This is a genomic window from Streptomyces sp. NPDC092045 (assembly GCF_044756005.1).
GTDB lineage: Bacteria > Actinomycetota > Actinomycetes > Streptomycetales > Streptomycetaceae > Streptomyces.
Genome location: NZ_JBIVSC010000027.1, coordinates 28,396 through 49,110, shown reverse-complemented (window position 1 = coordinate 49,110; position 20,715 = coordinate 28,396). Strand labels below are relative to the sequence as shown.

The following is a 20,715-nucleotide window of genomic DNA, read 5'->3' as shown; positions in this document are numbered from 1 at the left end:
GGACCAGGGGCCGGGAGAACTTCTCCAGCCCGCCGCGCCTCCCGGGGCCGCCTCCGGCCCGCTTTCGTCAGATCAAGCTCCACCACGACTTCCGAACCGCAAGGACACCGCCATGCCCACCCCCACGGCCCTCACCACCCACCAGGCGCGCACCCGCCTGCACGAACTGACGGTCATCGACGTGCGCACCCCGGGCGAGTACGCCGGCGGCCATCTCCCCGGCGCGCTCAACATCCCCCTCGACCAGATCCGGCGCGCACTGCCCGACATCCGTCACGCCACCGCCCGCGGCGACGTCCTGGTCGTCTGCGCCTCCGGCGCACGCTCCCAGAACGCCTGCACGGTCCTCGCGGAGAACGGCATCACCGCCGCCACCCTGTCAGGAGGCACCGGCGCCTGGGCGGCCGACGGCCACGAGCTCCACCGCCCCCGGGGCGCCTCCCGCGCCACCTGGGGAATGGAGCGACAGGTGAGGCTCACCGCAGGAGTGATCGTGCTGCTCGGCCTGCTGCTCGGGCTCGTCGCCCATCCCGCCTTCCAGCTCGTATCCGCCGGCATCGCAGCCGGTCTGGTCTTCTCCGCCCTGACCAACACCTGCGGCATGGCCGCCGTCCTCGCCAAGCTCCCCCACAACCGTCCCCGCGTCGCCGACCTCGACAACACGCTGGCCGCACTGCGCAACCGCTGAACCACACGGCGAAGGGGAGGGATCCGGAGCCGGATCCCTCCCCTTCGCCGTGTGCCAGGCCGCGCGGCCGACCGCTCGAACCGGGCGGGTGGCCCGGCGTCGCGGCGCCACGGCTCGGGCCGGCGAAAGGAACAGCTTCTCCGGCCGAGTGCGCATCCGCTCCCGGTCACCGGAAGCAGCCGTGTCCCCATCGGTCAGGCAGTGCCGCAAACCGGTGGCGATGATCGCAAGCGTCGAGGCGGGAGGCGGGCCGTGGTGCACCGAGTGCCGATCGGGTGACGGCGGGACGGGGTGGCGTCGCACGAGGACCTGGCGGAGTCGCCGATGCCGGTGCCGACGCACCTCGTGCGCGGCGAGGAAGAGAGGGGGCACTCGTGCCGGCACGTTCGGCCAGGATCACCGAGCCGGCAGCATGCGCGACCCGCCCGTCGGGGCGTGCCCGCGGGTGAAGTCCTCCACGGTGACGAACCGGCGCTGCGTCACATGGCGCCCGGCGCCGCGCTTCTCCTGCTCGGCCGCCACGGCCTACGTCATTTCCTGGGGCGGTCTTGCCCGCTACGCACCTCACACGATGCGTATGGCAAGCATGGCGATGTCGTCTTCAGGGGTTTTCGCTCCATAAGCGATGACCCTCTCTTCGAGAGCGGCTACGGTCTCGGCGGCAGACGAACGGGGTAGGGATGCCAGGAGGTCACGCACGCCCTCTTCGCTGAACATCGAGGTGCCCGAACGGTGTTCGGTGACGCCGTCGGTGAAGAAGAGGAGAAGGTCGCCGGGGTACAGGTCGGTTTCGGTGGTGTGCAGCGGGGGGTCGGCGAGGACGCCCAGGAAGGTGCCCGCCGTACCGATTCGTACGACGGTTCCGTCGGCCCGGCGCAGCAGGGGGTGGGGGTGGCCGCCCAGGACGAGGCGCAGGCGCATCGGTGAGGTGCTCGTCTCCAGGTCGGCGTGGGCCGCCGTACAGAAGATGTGGGCGGAGCTGCCGGCGATGATCGCGTCGTTGACGGCTTGGAGGACGGCGCGTGGCTCGCTGTTCCAGCGTCCTGCGGCGCGTGCGGTGTGCCGTACGAGGCCGGTGAGGGCTGCGGCCGTCGGCCCTTTGCCGCAGACGTCGCCGATGGTCAGGGCCCACGACGTCGGGGTGGTGGGGACGATGTCGTAGAAGTCGCCTCCGACGAGCGTTCCCTGGTCTCCCGGGTGGTAGCAGGCAGCGATCTCCACGCCGGGCATGTGGGGCAGATCGGGGGGAAGCAGGCTCTGCTGCAGGTAGTGGGCCACCTCGCTCTGTACGGCGAGGTACCGGGCCTGCACGAGGGTCTGTGTCGCCCGGCGCGCGAGTTCCCGCGCGAAGGGGACGTCGCGCTCGGTGAAAAGGGTGTGTGCCGGAGGGCTCTGGATCAGGACCATGGCCCCGACGACGCTCTCGGGCCGCCTCAGGGGGACGGCCAGCCAGGAGGCCGCGGGCATGAGCTTGTGCAGGGCGAGGCGGTGTTGCGGACTGCGGGCGAGGCGGTCGAGTTCGGAGGGGACATCGGTGACCAGTTCGTGCCGCCCGGTGCGGATGACAGCGCCTACCCCGCCCTCGGCGTCCAGGCGCGGGGGGAACTCTTCGAGCGTGGCACGCAGCGCCTGCCGCTGTGCGGGATCCGTGTGGGCCAGGGCGGCGAGCTCGGGCTGTCCGGTCCGATCGACGGTGTAGATGAGGCAGCCGTCGGCGATCCTGGGCACGAACGCGGCCACCATGGTGTCGAAGGGGGCGATGGGGCCGGGGCCGAAGGATTCCGCCAGGACAGCGCTGATCTCGGCGAGGGCCTCGAGCTGCGCCTGCTTGCGGGCGGCTTCCTGGTGCAGGCGCACGCGTTCGATGGCCTGTGCGCACTGCCCGACGACAGCGGCCAGGAAGCCGCGTTCGGAATCGGCGAAGTCGTGCCGTACGCCGAAGTGGAAGCTGACCGCGCCGAAAAGGTGATCCTCCGTGGCAAGGGGCAGGACGGCGGTCGAGTGGTACCGCTCGGAGAAGAAGGGGGCCGCCTCGGGGAACGCCTCGGTCCGCTCGGCCGGATCGGTGAAGAAGAGGGCCTGTCCGGTCCTGGCGGTGTGGGCCATGGGGTAGGGCGCCGTGACGCTGAAGGGGGCGGGGGCCCGGGTGGGCTGTTCGGCGTCGTGGATGTGGCGCACGGTGTACCGGTCGCTGCCCGGCTCGCCGAGGACCGCGGCGCCGACCGTCGCTCCGACGGCGGGCATGACCTCCTCGGTGAGGATCGTCATGATGTGGGCGAGCGTGCCGGCCGCGGTCAGAGCCGCGGTGAGCCGAGCCAGCAGTTCCGCCCTGAGGACGCGCTCGCTGTTGTCGCGCAGTACCCACAGCAGATGGTCCGATCCCAGACGCGTGGCCTGGTACTCGTAGTCGGCCGCCCGGTAGGTGCTGGCCTGGGTCCAGTGGAACGCCCCGTGCTCGGCCCTTCCGGTGTTGAGCACGCGCATGCATGCGGCGAAGGACCCGTTGTGCGTCATCTGCGGCCACAGCTCGCCGCACAGACCGCCCAGGGGCGCGGCACCGTCCGGTTGACCTGCTCGGGCGGCCGCGTTCATGTACTCCAGACGCATGTCCACCGCCAGGCCCGCGGCGTCCCGTACGGCGCGAGAGAGCGTCACCGCATCGGGAAGGTGCTCGAGCACGTGGGCCAGTTCGATGCCGGGCAGCTCTTCGGGGATCGGAGCCGCCTCCGCAGGAGGGGGTGCCGCCGCGTCTGCACTCTGCCCTGGCGTCACCATATGCCTGTATTTCCTACCGTTCCGCATCGCGGAACAGCGGATATGTTCCGAGCCAACTTCACTGAAGACAATTATTGCCCTGAGGCAAGTGTTGCATGCGCCTCCGGCGGCCGGGCAGGGCTTGACCCTGCGCGGACACAGAGCAGTCATGGTCTTTGCCGGCCTCCCTGCGGCCTCCACCTCGGCGCGAGGGACCAGGGCCGTAGCCGTACGTGACGGTTTCGGGGCAGGGATGTCCGGAGCGTCCGGAGCCGATCGTTTTGTGCCGCGGAGCGGGCGGACATCAGCGCGGGGTCCGGCTCTTCGTGACGGAACGACCCGGTGCGGCCCGTAGCGGGATCGCCCGACGCGACCCGATCGGCCGCTCCTGCGCGAGGCCCGCCGCAAGGGCACCGCGGGGGTTCCGGCGGTCGCCCTGCCTTCCGGCGGGCATGAGAAGGCTTGTTCGGGGAAACTGGAAGAAAAACCTCCGATTGTGCGCCTGCTCATGAACGATGACCCCGACAGCACCGCTGATCTCCCGGACCGCGAGGCGGAGGTGATCGCCGCGCTGCTGAGGCTGTGGGAGAACCTGGAGATCCGGCATGATCCCGCCAGCCTCGTCTACCGGCTGCTGACCCTGCTGGAACGCTCCGGCCCGATGCCTCCGGGGCGGGCGGCCCGCCTGCTCTCCGTTCCCGACACCTCGATAAGCCGCCTGACCGCCCGGACGGCACGGGCCGGGCCGGTGGCCAGCACCGCGGCATCGGGTGACGGCAGGGGCAGAGCCCTGGCCATGACAGAGGCCGGTCGTTCGCTGCTCGGTGAACTGCGCGCCGAACGCCTGGAGACGCTGATGCGGCACGTCGTGCCGGGCGTCCTCGACGTCCGGGCCGCCGAGGACCCGCTCGCTACCGGTGACGACGCCTCGCTTCGGCAGTCGCGAAAGCCCCGCACGGACCGGCGGACCCCCTGAAGGCCCCTCGAACCGGCGGGACCGCGTCGGCTCTCCGCGCCGCCACGGCCGGAGCGGCCCCATGCCGGTACGCGAAGCCGGCCGCCGCTGGGGGAGGATCACCTTCGTGCGCCCCTGTCCGCCCTCGCGGGAGCCTGCCTCCCCTATAGTTGCCTTCAGGCAATACTTGTCGTTTGACAAGTATCTGGTGGAGGAAGGAATCGGTGACGGAGCGTGAGCCGCAGAGCCGGTCTCGGGAAGGCGGAAACCATGCACCCATCGGCGCATCCGGCGGCCTCAGGCCGATTCCGAGGCAAGGGCTCCCGGTTCGGTGCGACCCGACGCGACACCGCGGGTCATTGCCTGGACTCCGACCAGCCCCCGCATCAGCATGGTCCGCTCGGCGGTGGTCATCTTGTCCAGCAACTGCTGCAGGACTTCCTCGCGGCGGGCCCGAAGCGATTCGAGATAGCTCGCGCCCCGGCGTGACAGCCTGAGCTCCAGCGCGCGGCGGTCGGAGGGACTGTGGGTCCGTTCGATGAAGCCCACCGCGTGCAGACGGTCGCACATCCGGCTGACCGAAGGCGGCATGGAGTCGAGCTCCGCGGCGAGAGTGCGCAGGTTCATCACTCCCCCACGCTCCAGCACATAGAGCACACGGACCTGGGACGACGACAGCGGGGCCGTCGAGACCGCTTCCCCCTGATGCCACAGGATCTCCAGGAGCTCCAGAACATCACGCGCAATACTGGCGACGGATCCCTCCGTACCGCCCTGTCGCAGCGCTTCCTCCGGTCGCCCAGACATGAGAGGAGCTTCCTTTCGCATATGCTTTAAAACTAGGTGGTAACCCAACCATGCACAGATTCATCGCAGTCGAACGCGCTCTGCGCTCCGCCACTCCTGACGCCCTTTTCCAGGCCCTGGAAGAGGAGCTGAACACACAGTACGACGCCACTGACGTCACCTTGCTCATGGCCGACTACGCCATGACCATACTGCAACCGGTCACATCCCTCCCCTACACGACCGAACCAATTCCTGTCCACTCCAGCGCTCCCGGGCAGGCCTTCAACTGGCAGCAGCCCCATATCGAGGCCGAGGGAAAGAACGGCTCCGTGGTCGTGCATCTGCCGGTGAGCGTACGCGGCGATCGCATCGGGGTCCTCAGCCTGCGGCTCCCCTCCTGGCAGGACGGCTCCGAAACCGCCCACGAGCTGACGCAGATCGCGGAAATCCTCGGCCACGAGATCATCGTCAGCGAACGCGATACCGATCTCTACCTCCAGGCCCGGCGCGCCGACCGGCTCACACTCGCCGCCGAGATGCAGTGGCAGCTTCTTCCCGGACGTTCGTGTGCCCGTCCCGAGTATGAAATCGGCGCACAGCTCGAACCCGCTTACGCGATCTACGGTGACAATTTTGACTGGTCGACGACCTCTCGGGATCTCACTTTGACCGTGACCAACGGGATGGGCGAAGGCATCGAGGCGGCACTTCTGACCAACCTCGCGGTCAACGCCCTGCGCAACGCCCGCCGGGCCGGCCTGCCCCTGGCCGACCAGGCCTACCTCGCCGACCAAGCGATCTACGGACAGCACCGGGGAACCCAACACCTGGCGGTGCTGCTGCTCCGCTTCGACCTGGCCACCGGCGCCACGGAGATCGTGGACGCCGGATCACCGAAGATGTGGCGCGTGCGGCGCGGAAAGGTCGAGCAGGTCGAACTGGACGCCCAGCTTCCCCTGGGCATGTTCGAGGACACCGTCTACACGGCCGAGCGGTTCCAGACCGAGCCGGGCGACCGTCTGGTCTTCGTCAGCGACGGGGTCTACGATGTCGCCTCCCCGTCCGGGGAACGGTACAGCGAACGGGCCCTGGCCCGGGCCCTGACCAGTACCCGGCTTCTGCCCGCCTCCCAGGTCCCCCGCGCCGTCCTCCAGGAGCTCGCCGGTCACCGCGGCGTGATCGATCCCGACGACGACGCCATGGTCGTCTGCCTCGACTGGCGCGGACGACCCGACGCCCGGGAGAACGCCTCGTAGCGCGGTCCTCGGACGACCGTCCGGCCCCGGCCCCTGCGCCGCACATCGCAGCGCCTGCCTGTCCAGGGCGTGCAGAGACGGCTGGAGCAGGCGCGCTTTCCCGTTTCGAGCAGCGGAACGAGCTGGGTCACGTCATCGCGGTTGCCGCCAGGGCTGCCCGGGAGAAGTCCGGCGCGTTCACGCTGCGGAGCTTGCGGCAGCCCTTCCGTTGCGGTCGGCCATGGGCGGTCCAGCGCGCCCCGGGCGCCGGCGGGGGGCCGGGTACGGAGGGGATCAGGCCGTCCGGTCGTCTGCCGTAGTGCTCGCCCTGCGGGGGTGACCCGATCGTGAGCGCCGTGGCGCCGGAGAACGACGGACACGGGCGGCCGGTCCGCCCGGAGCTGTGCGCGGCCCGCGACACCGGTGCCATCGACCGCCCGGCCGCCGGCCCTCTCGTCCGCCAGGAGCGGCGAGCCGGCCCGGCGGGGTTGTCCCTCCACCGGACGGGAAGCAGGCGTTCAGCCGGTCTGGGCCGTGAGGTAGCGGGCGGCGGTGTTCACGAACTCGTCGTGGGCGGCCACCGCCTCCTGCCGGGCGGTGGCGAGCGCTTGGGCGTCGTCGAGTGCCTCGCGGATCGCATAGGTCAGCGTGATCATGTGGTCGGCCGCCTCCCGCACCGTCCGGTCGGTGATCAGCACGCGCATGCTCACCAGCGGGCGGGCGACCGCGGCCCGGGTCGCCCGGCTCTCGACACGCAGCGCCTGAATCAGCTCCGCGTCCGCACCTTTCAGAATGGCCTCCCCCCGGTCCCACAGGGTCCGGCGGTGGTCGCTGACGGCCACAGCCAGTGCGGTGACCGCCTCCAAGCGGTCGCGGCGGATCGTCTCGCTGTGACCGATGCGCACGGCCCGCTCGGCGGCCCGCTCTTGGAACCGGCCGGAGACGATCGCGCCGAGGAGCGTGCCGAGGATGGCCAGGGCGGCGGTGACGAAGGTGACCAGCACTGCTTTCCCTCCCTGTTGCTGAGGCCCGGGCGCGGCGGGCGAACGGGCCGGACGGATCTCCCGCACGAACAGTGCCACCACGGTCCCCGTCTCGTCCTGCTGTTCCCCGGCCTCTTCCGGAACGACGGGATCGACGTGGTCGGTGAGGCCCTGCGCGTCGCCGCGGCGGCGTCGCGAGACCTCTGCCGACACCTGCCACGTGGTGATGGTCATGGCTCGGCGGGTGGCGGTGACCAGATCGCGGACTGCGGCACCGCCCCGCCCCGGGCCGGTCGCCCCGTCACCCCTGCGCGCCAGCGCCGAGGCTCGCGCGGAGCAGCGCCGCCTCCTCGTCGAGGTGGCGCAGGAGGGCTTCGAGGGCGGGGGTACGGGTGCGGTGGGCGGCCTCGGTGACTCCTACCGTGCGGCCCACCGAGGGGAGTTCGACCGGCAGCGCGGCGAGGTGCTCGTCGTCGCGCAGGACCAGTTCGGGCAGGAGCGCGACCATGTCGGTCTGAAGGAGCAGGGCCCGCATGGTGAGGATGGAGGTGCACTCCACCCGGTCGGCGGGGAGCGGCAGGCCCCGGCCGACGAAGAGGGCGCCCAGTTCCTGGCGCAGGGCGGTCTGTTCGACCGGCAGGATCCACGGGTGGGCGAGCGCGTCGGTGAGGGCGACGGTTCCCCCGGCCGGTCCTTCCGCCAGGAGCGGATGCCCGGCGCGGACGGCGAGCCGGATCGGCTCGCGGTAGAGCATCCGTTGCCGCAGTGCCTCGCCGCACGGGGCGGGTCCCACGCGGCCGACGATGAGGTCGAGTTCGCCGCTGAGCAGGGCTGGGTGGAGGACGTCGGGGGTGCCCTCGCGGACCACGACGGTGAGCCGGGGACGCTCCTTCTTGAGGCGGGCCACGGCTCGGGGCAGCAGGACGTTGGCGCCGGCGAGCAGGGTGCCCACGGTGACCGTGCCGTCCTGGCCCCGGCGCAGTCCGGTGAGGTGTTCCCTGGCCCGTCGGATCTCGGCGACGACCGTGCGGGCGTGGCCGACGAGTGCTTCGCCGTAGACGGTGGGCCGCATGCCGCGGGGTACGCGGACGAAGAGCGGGAGTTCGGCGATGGCTTCCAGTTCCCGCAGGGTGCGGGTGGCGGCGGGCTGGGTGAGGTGGAGGCTCTCCGCCGCCCGTACGACGCTTCCGTGGTCGTACACCGCGATGAGCAGGGTCAGGTGCCGGAACTTCAGTCGGCCGTCCAGGAGGTCCATCGCAGGGGCTCCTTCCAGGGAGGCGGTGGGCCGCCCCGGAGCGGGGCCGCACTGTGACATACCAGGGTTGCTATGGCTCTCTTACCGATCGGCATTGGATCGGCATAGCTGGGTGGGCGCACTATACCGGCACGCCCCGGGGGTGAGTTTCGGACAGTCCCCGGCTCAGTAACGGAGGTCTGCAAGGTGAGTTCACCCGTGCGGCATTACGTGGGAGGCGGGTTCGACGCGTCCGGCATGCCGTTCCCGCTCGTGGACCCGGTCACCGGACGCACCGCCGGCGCGGTGCCGGAGGCGTCGCGGGAGCTGGTCGACCAGGCTGTGACGGCCGCCCGCGCGGCACTGCGCGGGCCGTGGGCCGGGTGGAGCCCGGCGGAGCGCTCGCGGCTGCTGCACCGGATCGCCGACGGGATTCAGGCCCGCTTCGAGGAGTTCACCGCCGCCGAGTGCGCCGACACCGGCAAGCCCCGCGAGCTGGCCTCGACGGTCGACATCCCGCGTGCGGTGGCCAATTTCCGCTCCTACGCGGATCTGCTGGTCGGGCGGAGCGAGCGGTCCTGGCACACCCCGACGCCCGACGGGCGGGGCGCGCTGAACTACACGGTGCACAAGCCGCTCGGCGTCGTGGCGGTGATCTCGCCGTGGAACCTGCCGCTGCTGCTGCTCACCTGGAAGGTCGCACCGGCCCTCGCCACCGGCAACACGGTCGTCGCCAAGCCGTCCGAACTCACCCCCGGCACGGCCTGCCTGCTGGCCGAGGTGATGGCCGAGGCGGGCGTCCCGGCGGGCGTGTTCAACCTGGTGCACGGGCGGGGCGCGGGCGCGGCCGGTCAGTGGCTGACCGAGCACCCCGGGGTGGACGCCGTCGCCTTCACCGGCGAGTCCCGTACCGGTTCCACGATCATGCGGGCGGCGGCGGCCCGGCTCGCGCCGGTCTCCTTCGAGCTCGGCGGCAAGAACGCCGGCCTCGTCTTCGCCGACGCGGACCTGGAGGAGGCGGTGGCGGGCACGCTGCGGTCGTCCTTCACCCACAGTGGTCAGGTCTGCCTGTGCACCGAACGGGTGTACGTGGAGCGGCCGGTGTTCGACGCGTTCGCGTCGGCGCTGGCCGCCGGGGCGAAGGAACTGTCCGGCTACGGCCCGATGGTGTCGGCCGCCCACCGCGACAAGGTCCTGGGCCACCTGGAACGGGCCGCCGCCGACGGCGGCGAGGTGCTGGCGGGCGGCGGGGTGCCGCGCTTCGGCGACGAGCGGGACGGCGGCTTCTGGGTGGAGCCGACCGTGCTGACCGGGCTGCCCGAGGACCACCCTGCGGTACGGGAGGAGATCTTCGGCCCGGTCGTGCACCTGGCGCCGTTCGACACCGAGGAGGAGGCGCTCGCCCTGGCCAACGCCGGTCCGTACGGCCTGGCCGGCACGGTGTGGACCGGTGACGTGCGCCGTGCCCACCGCGTCGCCCCGGCGCTCGACGTGGGCATCGCCTGGGTCAACACCTGGAACCTGCGCGACCTGCGCACCCCGTTCGGCGGGGTGAGGGCGTCCGGCATCGGGCGCGAGGGCGGCGAGCACTCCCTGGACTTCTTCTCCGAGCCGATGAATGTGTGCGTGAAGCTGTGACGAGCCCCGAGAACACGGTGGTGGAGGCTGCCGCCGAGCGCCTGGAGAGGGCCCGGCGCACCGGCGTGCCGTGCGCCCCGGTGCGGGACCTGCTGCCGGCCGGCGACCTGGACGCGGCCTACGCCGTGCAGTCCCTGCTGACCGAGCGCCGGCTGGCGGCGGGCCGCCGGATCACCGGCTGGAAGGTCGGTCTGACCTCGCCCACCGTGCGGCGCCAGCTCGGCGTCGACACCCCGGACTTCGGCGCCCTCCTCGATGACACCGCCGTACCGGACGGCGCGGAGCTGCCCCGGGGGGCGGTGCTCCAGCCGAGGGCCGAGGCCGAGGTGGCGCTCGTCCTGGAGCGGGACCTCGGGCACGAGCGGCACACGGTGGCCGACGTGATCCGGGCGACCGCCTTCGCGCTGCCCGCCGTCGAGGTGGTCGGCAGCCGGATCCGCGACTGGGACATCACCGCCGTGGACACGATCGCCGACAACGCCTCCAGCGGGGCGTACGTCCTCGGCACCCGTCCGGTGCTCCTGCGGGACGTGGACCTGCGGAACGCCGGGATGGTCCTGGAGCGGCGGGGCGAGCCCGTCTCCACCGGCGCGGGCGTCGCCTGCCTCGGTCACCCGCTGCACGCCGCCGTCTGGCTGGCCGACACCCTCGTCCGGCTGGGCCGGCCGCTGAGGGCCGGGGACACCGTGCTCACGGGGGCGCTCGGGCCGATGACGGCCGTGGCGCCGGGCGACGTGCTGGAGGCCCGTATCGACGGGCTCGGTTCGGTGCGCGCGGCCTTCGGACACGCCGCCGGGGAAGAGGAAGGAGACCCCCGATGAACCCGACGGACGCGCAGGCGCTGGCGGAGGAGCTGGACACGGCCGCCCGACAGGCGCGCCCGCTGCCCGGCGGCGGCAGCGGCCTGACCGGCACGGCGGAGGCGTACGCGGTGCAGGAGGCGCTGCTGGCGCGGCGGTACGCCCGGGGCGAGCGGCCCACCGGCGTGAAGCTGGGCTTCACCAGCGCCGCGAAGATGCGGCAGATGGGCGTCCGTGACCTGATCCACGGGCGGCTGACGGACCGGATGGAGATCCCGGACGGGGGTCGCTACGACGTCTCCGGTCTGATCCACCCGCGGGTGGAGCCCGAGATCGCCTTCCTGCTCGGCTCGGTCCTCGCCCCCGGCGGCGATCCGGCGGCGGCGGTCGCGGCCGTCGCCCCCGCGCTGGAGGTCATCGACTCCCGCTACGACGGCTTCCGCTTCTCGCTGCCGGAGGTGATCGCGGACAACACCTCCGCCGCCGGGTACGCGCTCGGCCCCTGGACCCCGGCGGCCGGGCCGGGCGGACTGCGGTGCCTGGCCAACCTGGGCGTGGTGCTGGAGGTGGACGGCCGCCCGGCCGAGACCGGTTCGACGGCCGCGATCCTCGGCGACCCGCTGCGCGCACTGGCCGCCGCCGCCCGGCTGGCCGGCCCGCTCGCCCCGGGGGCGGTCGTCCTGGCCGGGGCGGCGACCGCCGCCGTACCACTGCCGCCGGGGACGCACGTGCGGGCCACTGTGGCCCGGCTCGGCTCCGTCGCCCTCACCACCGGGGAGGCGGCGTGATCGTCCCCGGCGCGGCCCCGCCGCGCGGCCGTTTCCCCCACCTGCGGCGCGCGGGCGACCTGGTCTTCGTCTCCGGTACGAGCTCCCGCCGCCCCGACGGCGGCTTCACCGGGGCGAGCGCCGACCCGATGGGCGTCACCGACCTCGACATCCGGGCCCAGACCCGGGCGGTCCTGGACAACATCGCGGCCCTCCTGGCCGCCGTCGGCGGCGGTCTGGACGACCTGGTGTCGGTGACCGCCTACCTGGTCGGCATGAACGACTTCGGTGGCTACAACGAGGTCTACGCCGAGTACTTCGACGAGAGCGGGCCGGCCAGGACCACCGTCGCCGTCCACCAGCTCCCCCATCCCCACCTGCTGATCGAGATCAGCGCGGTGGCCCATCTCCCGCAGGACAAGGAACAGCAGCGATGACGATGAGACCGTTCAACCTCCAGGCGTGGATCGAGGAGCACCGCCACCTGCTGAAGCCGCCGGTCGGCAACGTGCAGATCTGGCAGGACGCCGACCTGATGGTGACGGTCGTCGGCGGCCCCAACCGCCGCACCGACTTCCACGACGACCCCATCGAGGAGTTCTTCTACCAGCTCAAGGGCGACATGGTGCTCCGCGTCATGGAGGAGGAGGGCCGGGCGCCGCACGACATCCACATCCGCGAGGGCGACGTCTTCCTCGCTCCGGCGCACCTGCGGCACTCCCCGCAGCGGCCTGAGGAGGACAGCATCGGCCTGGTCGTCGAGTTCGCGCGGCCGCAGGGCCACCGCGACGCCTTCGAGTGGTACTGCGTCCAGTGCCACCACCTGGTGCACCGCAGCGAGGTGCAGCTCACCTCGATCGTGGACGACCTGCCGCCGGTCTTCTCCGCCTTCCACGCCGACGAGGCCGCCCGCACCTGCGGGCACTGCGGCGCCCTCCACCCGGGCAGGGACTGGCCCGAGGAGCTGCGGCCCCGCACCCGGCGCGACGAGACGGGCGGCGCATGACCGTCGTCGACGTCCACGCGCACGTCTTCCCCGAGATCGGCCGCGCCGAGTCGCGCCGGATCACCGGTCGCGAGGACGGCCCATGGCTGCGCACCACGGACGGCCCCGACGCCGGGATGATGATGGCCGGGGCCTCCGAGTACCGGCCGGTGCGCCGCACCCTGTGGGACCCGGCCGCCCGCGTCGCCGACCTCGACCGGCTCGGGGTGGACGTGCAGGTGCTGTCCAGCACGCCGCTGCTGTTCGGCTACGGCCTGGAAGCGGCGCGGGCCGCCGACTGGTGCCGGAGCGTCAACGGGCACCTGCTGCGGTACGCCGCGCACGCCCCCGGCCGGCTGGCCCCGCTGTGCCAGGTGCCGCTCCAGGACACCGAGGCGGCCTGCGCGATGGTCACCGAGGCGATGCGGGAGGGCTTCCACGGCGTCCACATCGGCAACCACCTCGGCGACCGCGACCTCGACGACGGCGCCCTCCTCGAATTCCTTGCGCACTGCGCGCACGAGGACGCGGCCGTCCTGGTCCACCCGTGGGACCTGCCCGCCGGGCCGCGCCACTCCCGCTACATGCTGGCCTGGCTGGCGGGAATGGCGGGCGAGACGCACCTGACGATCCTCTCGCTGATCCTCTCCGGTGCTTTCGAGCGGCTCCCGGCGTCGCTGCGCCTGCTGTTCGCACACGGCGGCGGCAGCTTCCCCTACCTGCTGGGGCGGGCGGAGAACGCCTGGCACCGGCGGGACATCGTGCGCGCCGACAGCCCGCACCCGCCGTCGTACTACACCGGGCGCTTCGCCGTGGACTCGGCCGTCTTCGACCCGGGCGCGCTGCGGCTCCTGGTGGACGTGATGGGCGCGGAGCGGGTGCTGCTCGGCTCCGACCACCCCTTCCCGCTGGGCGAGGAGTCCATCGGCCGGCTGGTGCGGGAGAGCGCCCTGTCCCCCGCCGAGCGGGAGGCCGTCCTGGGCCGCAACGCCGTCCGCTTCTTCGGACTGACCCCCCTGTTGAAGGAGGCCGTGCGGTGAAGGCCGCCGTCATCGGATCGGGCAACATCGGCACCGATCTCCTCATCAAGATGATCCGCGGCTCGGGGCTCGTGACCGCCGCCGCGATGATCGGCATCGACCCGGACTCGGACGGGCTCGCGCGGGCCCGCCGGCTCGGCGTGCCGACCAGCTGCGACGGCGTCGCCGGGCTGATCGGCATGGACGGCTTCGACGGGATCGACGTCGTCTTCGACGCCACCTCGGCCGCCGCCCACCACCGCAACGCCGCCGCGCTCGCCCCGTACGGCAAGACCCTGATCGACCTGACCCCGGCGGCCATCGGCCCCTACGTCGTCCCGTCCGTCAACCTCGACGAGCACCTGGACGCGAAGAACCTCAACATGGTCACCTGCGGCGGGCAGGCCACCGTGCCGGTCGTCGCCGCCGTCGCCGCCGTCACCCCCGTGCACTACGCGGAGATCGTCGCCTCGATCGCCTCCCGGTCCGCCGGGCCGGGCACCCGGGCCAACATCGACGAGTTCACCGAGACGACCTCCCGCGCCCTGGAGCGGGTCGGCGGCGCGGCCCGGGGCAAGGCGATCATCGTCCTCAACCCGGCCGAACCGGCGCTGCTCATGCGGGACACCGTGCACTGCCTCGTCGACGACGCGGACACCGGCCGGATCGCCGCGTCGGTGCGCGCGACGGCCGCCGCCGTCGCCGCGTACGTCCCCGGCTACCGGCTCAAGCAGGAGCCGCAGTTCCGGACGCTCGCCGCCGACGACCCGCTGGTCCGGCTCGGCGGCGGGGCCCGGCTGCTCGTCTCCGTCTACCTGGAGGTCGAGGGCGCCGCCCACCACCTCCCCGCCTACGCGGGAAACCTCGACATCATGACCGCCGCCGCGCTGCGCACCGCCGAGCGCCTGGCCGAACGGAGCACGGGCCGATGACCCGGGTCTACGTCCAGGACGTCACCCTGCGGGACGGCATGCACGCCGTCTCCCACCGTTACACCCTCGACCAGGTACGGGCGATCGCCGCCGCGCTGGAGGCGGCCGGTGTGGACGCCGTGGAGGTCGCCCACGGCGACGGCCTCTCCGGTTCCTCCCTCACCTACGGGCCCGGCGCCCACACCGACTGGCAGTGGCTGGAGGCGGCGGCCGAGGTCCTCGACCGGGCCCGGCTCACCACTTTGCTGCTGCCCGGCATCGGTACCGCCGCCGACCTGCGCCGCGCCCACGCGCTCGGCGTCACCTCCGTCCGCGTCGCCACCCACTGCACGGAGGCGGACGTCTCCGCCCAGCACATCGCGCTCGCCCGCGAACTGGGCATGGACGTCTCCGGCTTCCTGATGATGTCCCACCTCGCCCCGCCCGCCGAACTGGCCGCGCAGGCACGGCTGATGGAGTCCTACGGCGCGCACTGCGTGTACGTCACGGACTCCGGCGGCCGGCTGACGATGGACGGTGTGCGAGACCGGGTCCGGGCCTACCGCGACGCGCTCGATCCGGCCACCGAGATCGGCATCCACGCCCATCACAACCTCGGTCTCGGCGTCGCCAACAGCATCGTCGCGGTGGAGGGAGGCGCCCACCGCGTCGACGCCTCCCTCGCCGGGCAGGGCGCGGGCGCGGGCAACGCACCGCTGGAGCCGGTGGTGGCGGTCTTCGACCTGATGGGCTGGGAGCACGGCTGCGCGCTCTTTCCTCTGATGGACGCCGCCGAGGAGCTGGTCCGGCCGACCCAGGACCGGCCCGTGCGGGTCGACCGGGAGACGCTGACGCTCGGCTACGCGGGGGTGTACTCCAGCTTCCTGCGGCACGCGGAGGCGACGGCCGCCCGCCACGGCCTGGACACCCGGGACCTGCTCGTCGAGGCGGGCCGGCGGCGCCTGGTCGGCGGGCAGGAGGACCTGCTCACCGACATCGCCCTCGACCTCGCCCACCCCGCCGCCCCTGCCCGTCCCGATCACGGAGCTCCCTCATGCTGACCGACCTCACCACCCGCGCCGCCGCCCTGGACGCCGCCGACCCGCTCGCCGCCGTCCGGGACCGCTTCCTCCTCCCCGAGGGCGTCGTCTACCTCGACGGCAACTCCCTCGGCGCCCTGCCGGCCGCCGTTCCGGCGGCCGTCGAGGACGCGGTGCACCGCCAGTGGGGCACCGACCTGATCCGCTCCTGGAACGGCAACGGCTGGTGGGAGGCGCCCGTGCGGACCGGCGACACGATCGGACGGCTGGTCGGCGCCGCCCCCGGGCAGGTCGTGGCCGGGGACTCGACCAGCGTCCAGCTCTTCAACACCCTGCTGGCCGCCGCCCGGCTGCGCCCCGGTCGCCGATTGCTGCTGACCGACCCGGACCACTTCCCCACCGACCAGTACATCGCCGACTCGGTGGGCCGGCTCCTCGGCCTCGACGTGCGCCGGGTGCCGGCCCGGGACGCCGCCGCCGTGCTCGCCGCCGAGGCGGGGAACGTCGCCGTCGCCGCGTACGCGCCGGTCGACTACCGCACCGGCGAGCTGTACGACATGGCCCCGCTCACCGCCGCCGCGCACGACGCCGGGGCCCTGGTGCACTGGGACCTGTGCCACGCGGCGGGCGCGCTGCCGGTCGAGCTGGACGCGGTGGAGGCGGACTTCGCGGTCGGCTGCGGCTACAAGTACCTGTCGGGCGGGCCGGGTGCCCCGGCGTTCGCGTACGTCGCCCACCGCCACCAGGACGCGTTCGACCAGCCGCTGACCGGCTGGCACGGGCACGCCGAACCGTTCGCCATGGCAGGCGCCTACACCCCGGCGGCAGACATCACCCGGGCACGGATCGGCACGCCCGCGCTGCTTTCCCTGATCGCCCTGGAGGCCGCGCTCACCGCCTTCGACAACGTCGCGATGGCCGACGTCAGGAAGAAGGGCCTGTCCCTGACCGGCTTCTTCCAGGAGTGCGCCGACGCCCTCCTGGACGGCCTCGGCTTCACCCCGGCCACCCCGCGCGAGCCGGAGCGCCGGGGAAGCCAGGTCGCGCTGCGCCACCCGGAGGCGTACCCGCTGGTCGCCGCGCTCACCGCACGGGGTGTGATCGGCGACATGCGCACCCCCGACCTGCTCCGCTTCGGCTTCAACGCCCTGTACGTGTCGCACGCCGACGTCCTGCGCGCGGTGGTCGAGCTGCGCGACATCGTCACCTCCGGGGCCCATCTCGCCCCGGCGTTCCAGCGGCGCCCCACCGTCACCTGAGCCCCCACCCGCCCGCTCCCCGCCCCCGCCCCCGCCCCCGAAAGGACCGTCCGATGCGCTTCACCCGCAGGAACACGGCTCTCGCCACCATCGCCGCGGCCGCCGTCACCGCCGGCCTGCTCGCCCCCGGTGCGTCCGGTGCGGACACCGCGACCGCTGCCGCCACCGACCCGAACGTCCCCGCGGTGTGCGCCGACCGCCGCCCCGGGCCGGCCGACCCGGGCGCGTACGGGATGCAGCTCGACGGCACGTTCCGCCACCCCGCCCTCACCCCGGTCGACGAGGAGTCCGAGCACCCCTTCCCGGGGCGCAGGGCGCAGTACGACACCCGCTCGTACATCAAGAACATGAAGGTCGAAGCGGCCTACGAGGGCGCCGGCTTCACCCCCGACTACTTCCACACCTGGCAGAACGTCGTCGACTTCGACGGCCGCCGCTACCTCTTCCAGTACGACCGCTCCGAAGGCCGCGTCTACGACGTCACCGACGTGCGGAAGGTGAGGGTCGTCGAGAAGCTGAGCCGCGAGGACGTCGGCGGCGACGAGAGCCGGGCCAACGGCGACTGGGCGGCGCACGACTACTGGGGCGCCTCCACCATCCAGTGGAACAGGAAGCTGAACGCCTACGTCATGGTGCAGAGCTTCGAGAGCAAGCGGCAGATCTCCGAACTCTCCGACCACCCGCCGCTCGACAAGTACAACAACCCCGAGGGCGTGCGGAAGCTGCGGGAAAAGCCGGGGCTGAAGGGCTTCAAGGTGTACCGCCTGGACGGCCCGCGCAAGAAGGACTGGAAGCTCCTGGCGACCGTCTCCACCGACTCCGCCCAGGCCGACCCGCTGCGCAGCGACCCGGCGTCGGCGCAGCAGGGCTCCGGCTCGATCGACGTGCCGTACTGGACGGGCGAGAAGTACATGTTCATCGCCACGGCGCCGGACGACACCTACTCCGGCACCGAGTACCCCACCAACCTGCACTCGGCCGGCTACCAGTCCTGGGACATGACCGACCCGGCGCGCCCCAGGCTCCTCGACACCTGGCACCTGCCGGGGCAGCGCACCGGAGAGGCCGCGGCCTACCGGAAGAACCCGCGCTGCGGCAACCGCACCAGCTGGATGGGCGCCCGGATGCCGCTCTTCCTGCCCAAGCCCGTGGAGAAGGGCGGGCGGTACGCCTTCGCCGCGATGGGCGGCTACGGCCTGACGGTCCTCGACGTCTCCGACCCCTCGAACCTGCGGACCGTGAGCCACCTCGACCTCCCGGCGTCGGTCTCGGGCACCGAGGGCGACAACATCGACGTCTCCCAGTACGAGAAGACCGGAATGATCTACTACTCCGGCTACCCGCTCACCGAGGACTGCTACGAGCCCTACAAGGACGTCTACCAGATCGACGCCAAGGACCCGAAGAACCCCCGCGTCGTCGGCGTCCTCCCCCGCCCGGTGCCGCCCAAGCCGGCCGGCTTCACGGATTACTGCCAGCGGCGCGGCAGCTTCGGCCCCAAGCGGACCGGCTACTACACCAACCCGGGCAAGCACGATGCCGGCGTCCTCGGCTATGGCTTCTACAACGCGGGCGTGCAGTTCTTCGACGTGTCCGACCCGGCCGACCCGGAGATCTCCGCGTACTTCGTGCCGAAGGCGTACGGCCGCGACACGGCGGACTACGCGTACGGCAACCAGACCCACGGGGTCTACGTGGAGTGGGATCGCAACATCGCCTGGGTCCTGACCAACCACGGCATCTACGCCCTGTCGTCGAAGGTCCTGGGCAAGCCCGACCTGGACGCCCCCGCCAAGCCGTTCCGCAACAGCGAGTTCTGACCCCTCCCCCTCCCCCTCCGTTGTCCACCCCCGTGCAGAAGGGCCCCACCGCCATGGCCTCACCCAGCGACTCCGCACCCCCCGTCCCGGTGGCCGCCGACGGAGCCAGACCCGCCCCCGGCTCCGGCTCCGGCAAGGGGCTGGTCCGCTCGCTCACCCACCGGCAGACCACCATGATCGGGCTGGGCTCCGCGCTCGGCACCGGCCTCTTCCTGGGCTCCGGCTCGGCGATGTCCGTCGCCGGTCCCGCCGTCATCGTCTCGTACGTGATCGGGGCGGTCCTGGTCGCGATCATCGCCGTGCTGCTCGGCGAGATGTCCGCCGCCCATCCCGTCCAGGGCTCGTTCGGCACCATCGCCCGCCGCTACCTGGGCCCCTGGGCCGGCTTCCTCAGCAGCTGGCTGTACTGGTTCAGCGCCGTCGTCGTCATCGGCACCGAAGTCGTCGCCTCCGCGCTCTACATCCGCTGGTGGTGGCCGGGGGTGCCGATGTCGGTGGCGATCCTCGCCGTCGCGGCGGTCGTCCTCGCGGTCAACGTGATCAGCGTGAAGTCCTTCGGCACCACCGAGTTCTGGCTCTCCAGCATCAAGGTGACAGCCCTGTGCGCCTTCATCCTCTGCGCGGCCCTGCTGGTCCTCTTCGGACTGCCGGACACCGAGGCCACCGGCTTCGCGCATCTCACCGACGACAGCGGCTTCCTTCCACACGGCTTGAGCTCGATCTGGCTGGCCATGTCCGTGGTGATGTTCGCCTACGCCGGCTTCGAAGTCGTCGCCATCGCCTCCGCCGAGGCGGCCGACCCGCAACGCACCATACGCACCGCGATGCGCCAACTGGCCTGGCGGCTCGGCTTCTTCTACCTGCTTTCCATCACCCTGGTGCTGGCCCTGATCCCGTGGCGCCGGATGGCGGACGGCGACGGCAGCATCGAGGCGAGCCCCTTCGTCCGGGTCTTCTCCGAGATCGGCGTGCCCGCCGCGGCGACCGTCACCAACGCGGTCGTGCTCATCGCCGCCATGTCCGCCGCCAACGCCCACCTGTACGGAGCCTCCCGGCTGCTCCACTCGCTCGGCGACGACGGCCTCGCGCCGAAGCCGCTCGCCCGGCTCAACCGCCGGGGCGTCCCCGCGGTCGCGATCGCCGCGTCCACCCTGGGCATCGCGGCCGCAGCCCTGCTCGCCTTCTACGACGTCAGCGGCCTCTTCGGCATCATGATGTCGATCGCGATCTTCGCGGTGATGCTGGTGTGGTTGCTGATCCTGGCCTCGTACGTCGCCTTCCGGCGCCACCGCGCCGCGCACCCCGGGGAATTCACCGGCTTCTCCGTCCGGGGCGGCGACAAGCTCGCGGTCGTCGCGGGGCTCGGCGTCCTCGCGGTCGCGGCGACGGCGGTGAAGGTGCCCGACATGCGGCAGGCGGCCGTCATCGGCATCGCCTTCACCCTCGCCCTCCTCGCCTGCTACGCCTTGACAGCACGGCGGCGCCCCTGGTGAGTTCGCGCACGAGGAGGACGGCTCGCTCGGCCTCGTCGTCGAAGCCGAGCACCGGACGGCCGTCGTCGTCCTCCGGGTCAGTCGGCACGGGTGTTGCCCGGCCGCCCGCCGATCCGGGTGTCGAGGAACAGCGGAAGCGGCGCAGGAGCGGTTGGTCCGGTAGGTGGGGGAGAGCCGGCCGACGGAGGCGTGGCGGAGAAGCACACCGCGTACGGCTGGCCGGTCACCGGCGCCGCCCGCGGAGCTCCGCCGCCTCGAACAGGAGCCTGCGAGTCTCAAGGCTCCGCGACCGTTGGTCTTCCGCGGTGAGGGTCGAGCACGACCACCTGACGCCGGTGACCGCCA

At 72.3% G+C, this 20,715-nt stretch carries 18 protein-coding genes and 1 pseudogene; 14 read left to right on the top strand and 5 right to left on the bottom strand.

The genetic code is table 11. The features are described 5' to 3' along the window. Window positions 1–112: 112 nt before the first annotated feature. Window positions 113–688, top strand: a complete 576-nt coding sequence (locus tag ACIQKA_RS32570) for a rhodanese-like domain-containing protein (RefSeq protein ID WP_402543135.1) — start codon at window positions 113–115, stop codon at window positions 686–688. A 117-nt stretch (window positions 689–805) separates the two neighbouring features. Here the strand turns inward: ACIQKA_RS32570 and ACIQKA_RS32565 are convergent. Further along, window positions 806–916, bottom strand: a pseudogene (locus ACIQKA_RS32565) (transcriptional regulator); the annotation flags it as partial. A 336-nt stretch (window positions 917–1,252) separates the two neighbouring features. Then, entirely contained in the window at window positions 1,253–3,343 is a 2,091-nt protein-coding gene (locus ACIQKA_RS32560; RefSeq protein WP_402543134.1) for a GAF domain-containing SpoIIE family protein phosphatase, read from the bottom strand. Window positions 3,344–3,950: 607 nt separating this feature from the next. On the opposite strand from ACIQKA_RS32560, the gene ACIQKA_RS32555 reads away from it, so the two are divergent. Then, window positions 3,951–4,418: a hypothetical protein gene (locus tag ACIQKA_RS32555; RefSeq protein ID WP_375967731.1), complete on the top strand. Its 468-nt coding sequence runs from the start codon at window positions 3,951–3,953 to the stop codon at window positions 4,416–4,418. A 276-nt stretch (window positions 4,419–4,694) separates the two neighbouring features. On the opposite strand, the gene ACIQKA_RS32550 is transcribed toward ACIQKA_RS32555, so the two are convergent. Beyond that, window positions 4,695–5,204 (bottom strand): MarR family transcriptional regulator, encoded by a 510-nt coding sequence (locus tag ACIQKA_RS32550; RefSeq protein ID WP_391097056.1) that lies wholly within the window; start codon window positions 5,202–5,204, stop codon window positions 4,695–4,697. A 50-nt stretch (window positions 5,205–5,254) separates the two neighbouring features. On the opposite strand from ACIQKA_RS32550, the gene ACIQKA_RS32545 reads away from it, so the two are divergent. Next, complete coding sequence (locus ACIQKA_RS32545; protein ID WP_383434948.1) at window positions 5,255–6,442, top strand: PP2C family protein-serine/threonine phosphatase; 1,188 nt, start codon at window positions 5,255–5,257, stop codon at window positions 6,440–6,442. A 497-nt stretch (window positions 6,443–6,939) separates the two neighbouring features. Here ACIQKA_RS32545 and ACIQKA_RS32540 read toward each other — a convergent pair whose 3' ends face one another. Continuing rightward, complete coding sequence (locus ACIQKA_RS32540; protein ID WP_402543133.1) at window positions 6,940–7,638, bottom strand: hypothetical protein; 699 nt, start codon at window positions 7,636–7,638, stop codon at window positions 6,940–6,942. Window positions 7,639–7,705: 67 nt separating this feature from the next. Next, on the bottom strand, window positions 7,706–8,659 hold the full coding sequence (locus ACIQKA_RS32535; RefSeq protein WP_402543132.1) for a LysR substrate-binding domain-containing protein: 954 nt from the start codon (window positions 8,657–8,659) through the stop codon (window positions 7,706–7,708). A 237-nt stretch (window positions 8,660–8,896) separates the two neighbouring features. On the opposite strand from ACIQKA_RS32535, the gene ACIQKA_RS32530 reads away from it, so the two are divergent. From ACIQKA_RS32530 to ACIQKA_RS32480, 11 genes are read left to right on the top strand one after another with little or no spacing between them, the layout of a single operon-like run. After that, window positions 8,897–10,276 (top strand): 2-hydroxymuconic semialdehyde dehydrogenase, encoded by a 1,380-nt coding sequence (locus ACIQKA_RS32530; protein WP_383434998.1) that lies wholly within the window; start codon window positions 8,897–8,899, stop codon window positions 10,274–10,276. Then, window positions 10,273–11,097, top strand: a complete 825-nt coding sequence (locus tag ACIQKA_RS32525; RefSeq protein ID WP_375967747.1) for a 2-keto-4-pentenoate hydratase — start codon at window positions 10,273–10,275, stop codon at window positions 11,095–11,097. The genes ACIQKA_RS32530 and ACIQKA_RS32525 overlap by 4 nt, the downstream gene beginning before the upstream one ends. Then, on the top strand, window positions 11,094–11,864 hold the full coding sequence (locus ACIQKA_RS32520; protein WP_383153727.1) for a 2-keto-4-pentenoate hydratase: 771 nt from the start codon (window positions 11,094–11,096) through the stop codon (window positions 11,862–11,864). The genes ACIQKA_RS32525 and ACIQKA_RS32520 overlap by 4 nt, the downstream gene beginning before the upstream one ends. After that, window positions 11,861–12,280, top strand: a complete 420-nt coding sequence (locus tag ACIQKA_RS32515; protein WP_383153729.1) for a RidA family protein — start codon at window positions 11,861–11,863, stop codon at window positions 12,278–12,280. Before ACIQKA_RS32520 ends, ACIQKA_RS32515 begins: the two co-directional genes overlap by 4 nt. Continuing rightward, entirely contained in the window at window positions 12,277–12,849 is a 573-nt protein-coding gene (locus ACIQKA_RS32510; protein WP_402543131.1) for a 3-hydroxyanthranilate 3,4-dioxygenase, read from the top strand. The genes ACIQKA_RS32515 and ACIQKA_RS32510 overlap by 4 nt, the downstream gene beginning before the upstream one ends. Continuing rightward, window positions 12,846–13,868, top strand: coding sequence for an amidohydrolase family protein (locus tag ACIQKA_RS32505; protein ID WP_383434932.1), 1,023 nt, complete (start codon window positions 12,846–12,848; stop codon window positions 13,866–13,868). Before ACIQKA_RS32510 ends, ACIQKA_RS32505 begins: the two co-directional genes overlap by 4 nt. A gap of 50 nt (window positions 13,869–13,918) precedes the next feature. Then, complete coding sequence (locus ACIQKA_RS32500) at window positions 13,919–14,779, top strand: acetaldehyde dehydrogenase (acetylating) (RefSeq protein ID WP_383448285.1); 861 nt, start codon at window positions 13,919–13,921, stop codon at window positions 14,777–14,779. Next, window positions 14,776–15,819 carry a 4-hydroxy-2-oxovalerate aldolase gene (gene dmpG / locus ACIQKA_RS32495; RefSeq protein WP_391097052.1) on the top strand — a complete coding sequence of 348 codons (1,044 nt, stop codon included), beginning with the start codon at window positions 14,776–14,778 and terminating at the stop codon, window positions 15,817–15,819. Before ACIQKA_RS32500 ends, dmpG begins: the two co-directional genes overlap by 4 nt. Beyond that, window positions 15,813–17,057, top strand: a complete 1,245-nt coding sequence (gene kynU / locus ACIQKA_RS32490; RefSeq protein ID WP_391097051.1) for a kynureninase — start codon at window positions 15,813–15,815, stop codon at window positions 17,055–17,057. Before dmpG ends, kynU begins: the two co-directional genes overlap by 7 nt. A 53-nt stretch (window positions 17,058–17,110) precedes the next feature. After that, window positions 17,111–18,877 (top strand): hypothetical protein, encoded by a 1,767-nt coding sequence (locus ACIQKA_RS32485; RefSeq protein WP_383153742.1) that lies wholly within the window; start codon window positions 17,111–17,113, stop codon window positions 18,875–18,877. A gap of 53 nt (window positions 18,878–18,930) precedes the next feature. Then, a complete protein-coding gene (locus tag ACIQKA_RS32480) occupies window positions 18,931–20,370 on the top strand; it encodes an amino acid permease (protein ID WP_390112686.1) in 1,440 nt (479 codons plus the stop codon). The last annotated feature ends 345 nt before the right edge of the window (window positions 20,371–20,715 follow it).

What these genes read in the sequence shown, in the direction of transcription:
- ACIQKA_RS32480 (WP_390112686.1), top strand. Translation starts at nt 18,931, where the DNA reads ATGGCCTCACCCAGCGACTCCGCACCCCCCGTCCCGGTGGCCGCCGAC.
- ACIQKA_RS32540 (WP_402543133.1), bottom strand. Translation starts at nt 7,638, where the DNA reads ATGACCATCACCACGTGGCAGGTGTCGGCAGAGGTCTCGCGACGCCGC.
- ACIQKA_RS32555 (WP_375967731.1), top strand. Translation starts at nt 3,951, where the DNA reads ATGAACGATGACCCCGACAGCACCGCTGATCTCCCGGACCGCGAGGCG.
- ACIQKA_RS32500 (WP_383448285.1), top strand. Translation starts at nt 13,919, where the DNA reads ATGATCCGCGGCTCGGGGCTCGTGACCGCCGCCGCGATGATCGGCATC.
- dmpG (WP_391097052.1), top strand. Translation starts at nt 14,776, where the DNA reads ATGACCCGGGTCTACGTCCAGGACGTCACCCTGCGGGACGGCATGCAC.
- ACIQKA_RS32550 (WP_391097056.1), bottom strand. Translation starts at nt 5,204, where the DNA reads ATGTCTGGGCGACCGGAGGAAGCGCTGCGACAGGGCGGTACGGAGGGA.
- ACIQKA_RS32545 (WP_383434948.1), top strand. Translation starts at nt 5,255, where the DNA reads ATGCACAGATTCATCGCAGTCGAACGCGCTCTGCGCTCCGCCACTCCT.
- ACIQKA_RS32570 (WP_402543135.1), top strand. Translation starts at nt 113, where the DNA reads ATGCCCACCCCCACGGCCCTCACCACCCACCAGGCGCGCACCCGCCTG.
- ACIQKA_RS32520 (WP_383153727.1), top strand. Translation starts at nt 11,094, where the DNA reads ATGAACCCGACGGACGCGCAGGCGCTGGCGGAGGAGCTGGACACGGCC.
- kynU (WP_391097051.1), top strand. Translation starts at nt 15,813, where the DNA reads ATGCTGACCGACCTCACCACCCGCGCCGCCGCCCTGGACGCCGCCGAC.
- ACIQKA_RS32510 (WP_402543131.1), top strand. Translation starts at nt 12,277, where the DNA reads ATGACGATGAGACCGTTCAACCTCCAGGCGTGGATCGAGGAGCACCGC.
- ACIQKA_RS32530 (WP_383434998.1), top strand. Translation starts at nt 8,897, where the DNA reads ATGCCGTTCCCGCTCGTGGACCCGGTCACCGGACGCACCGCCGGCGCG.
- ACIQKA_RS32485 (WP_383153742.1), top strand. Translation starts at nt 17,111, where the DNA reads ATGCGCTTCACCCGCAGGAACACGGCTCTCGCCACCATCGCCGCGGCC.
- ACIQKA_RS32505 (WP_383434932.1), top strand. Translation starts at nt 12,846, where the DNA reads ATGACCGTCGTCGACGTCCACGCGCACGTCTTCCCCGAGATCGGCCGC.
- ACIQKA_RS32535 (WP_402543132.1), bottom strand. Translation starts at nt 8,659, where the DNA reads ATGGACCTCCTGGACGGCCGACTGAAGTTCCGGCACCTGACCCTGCTC.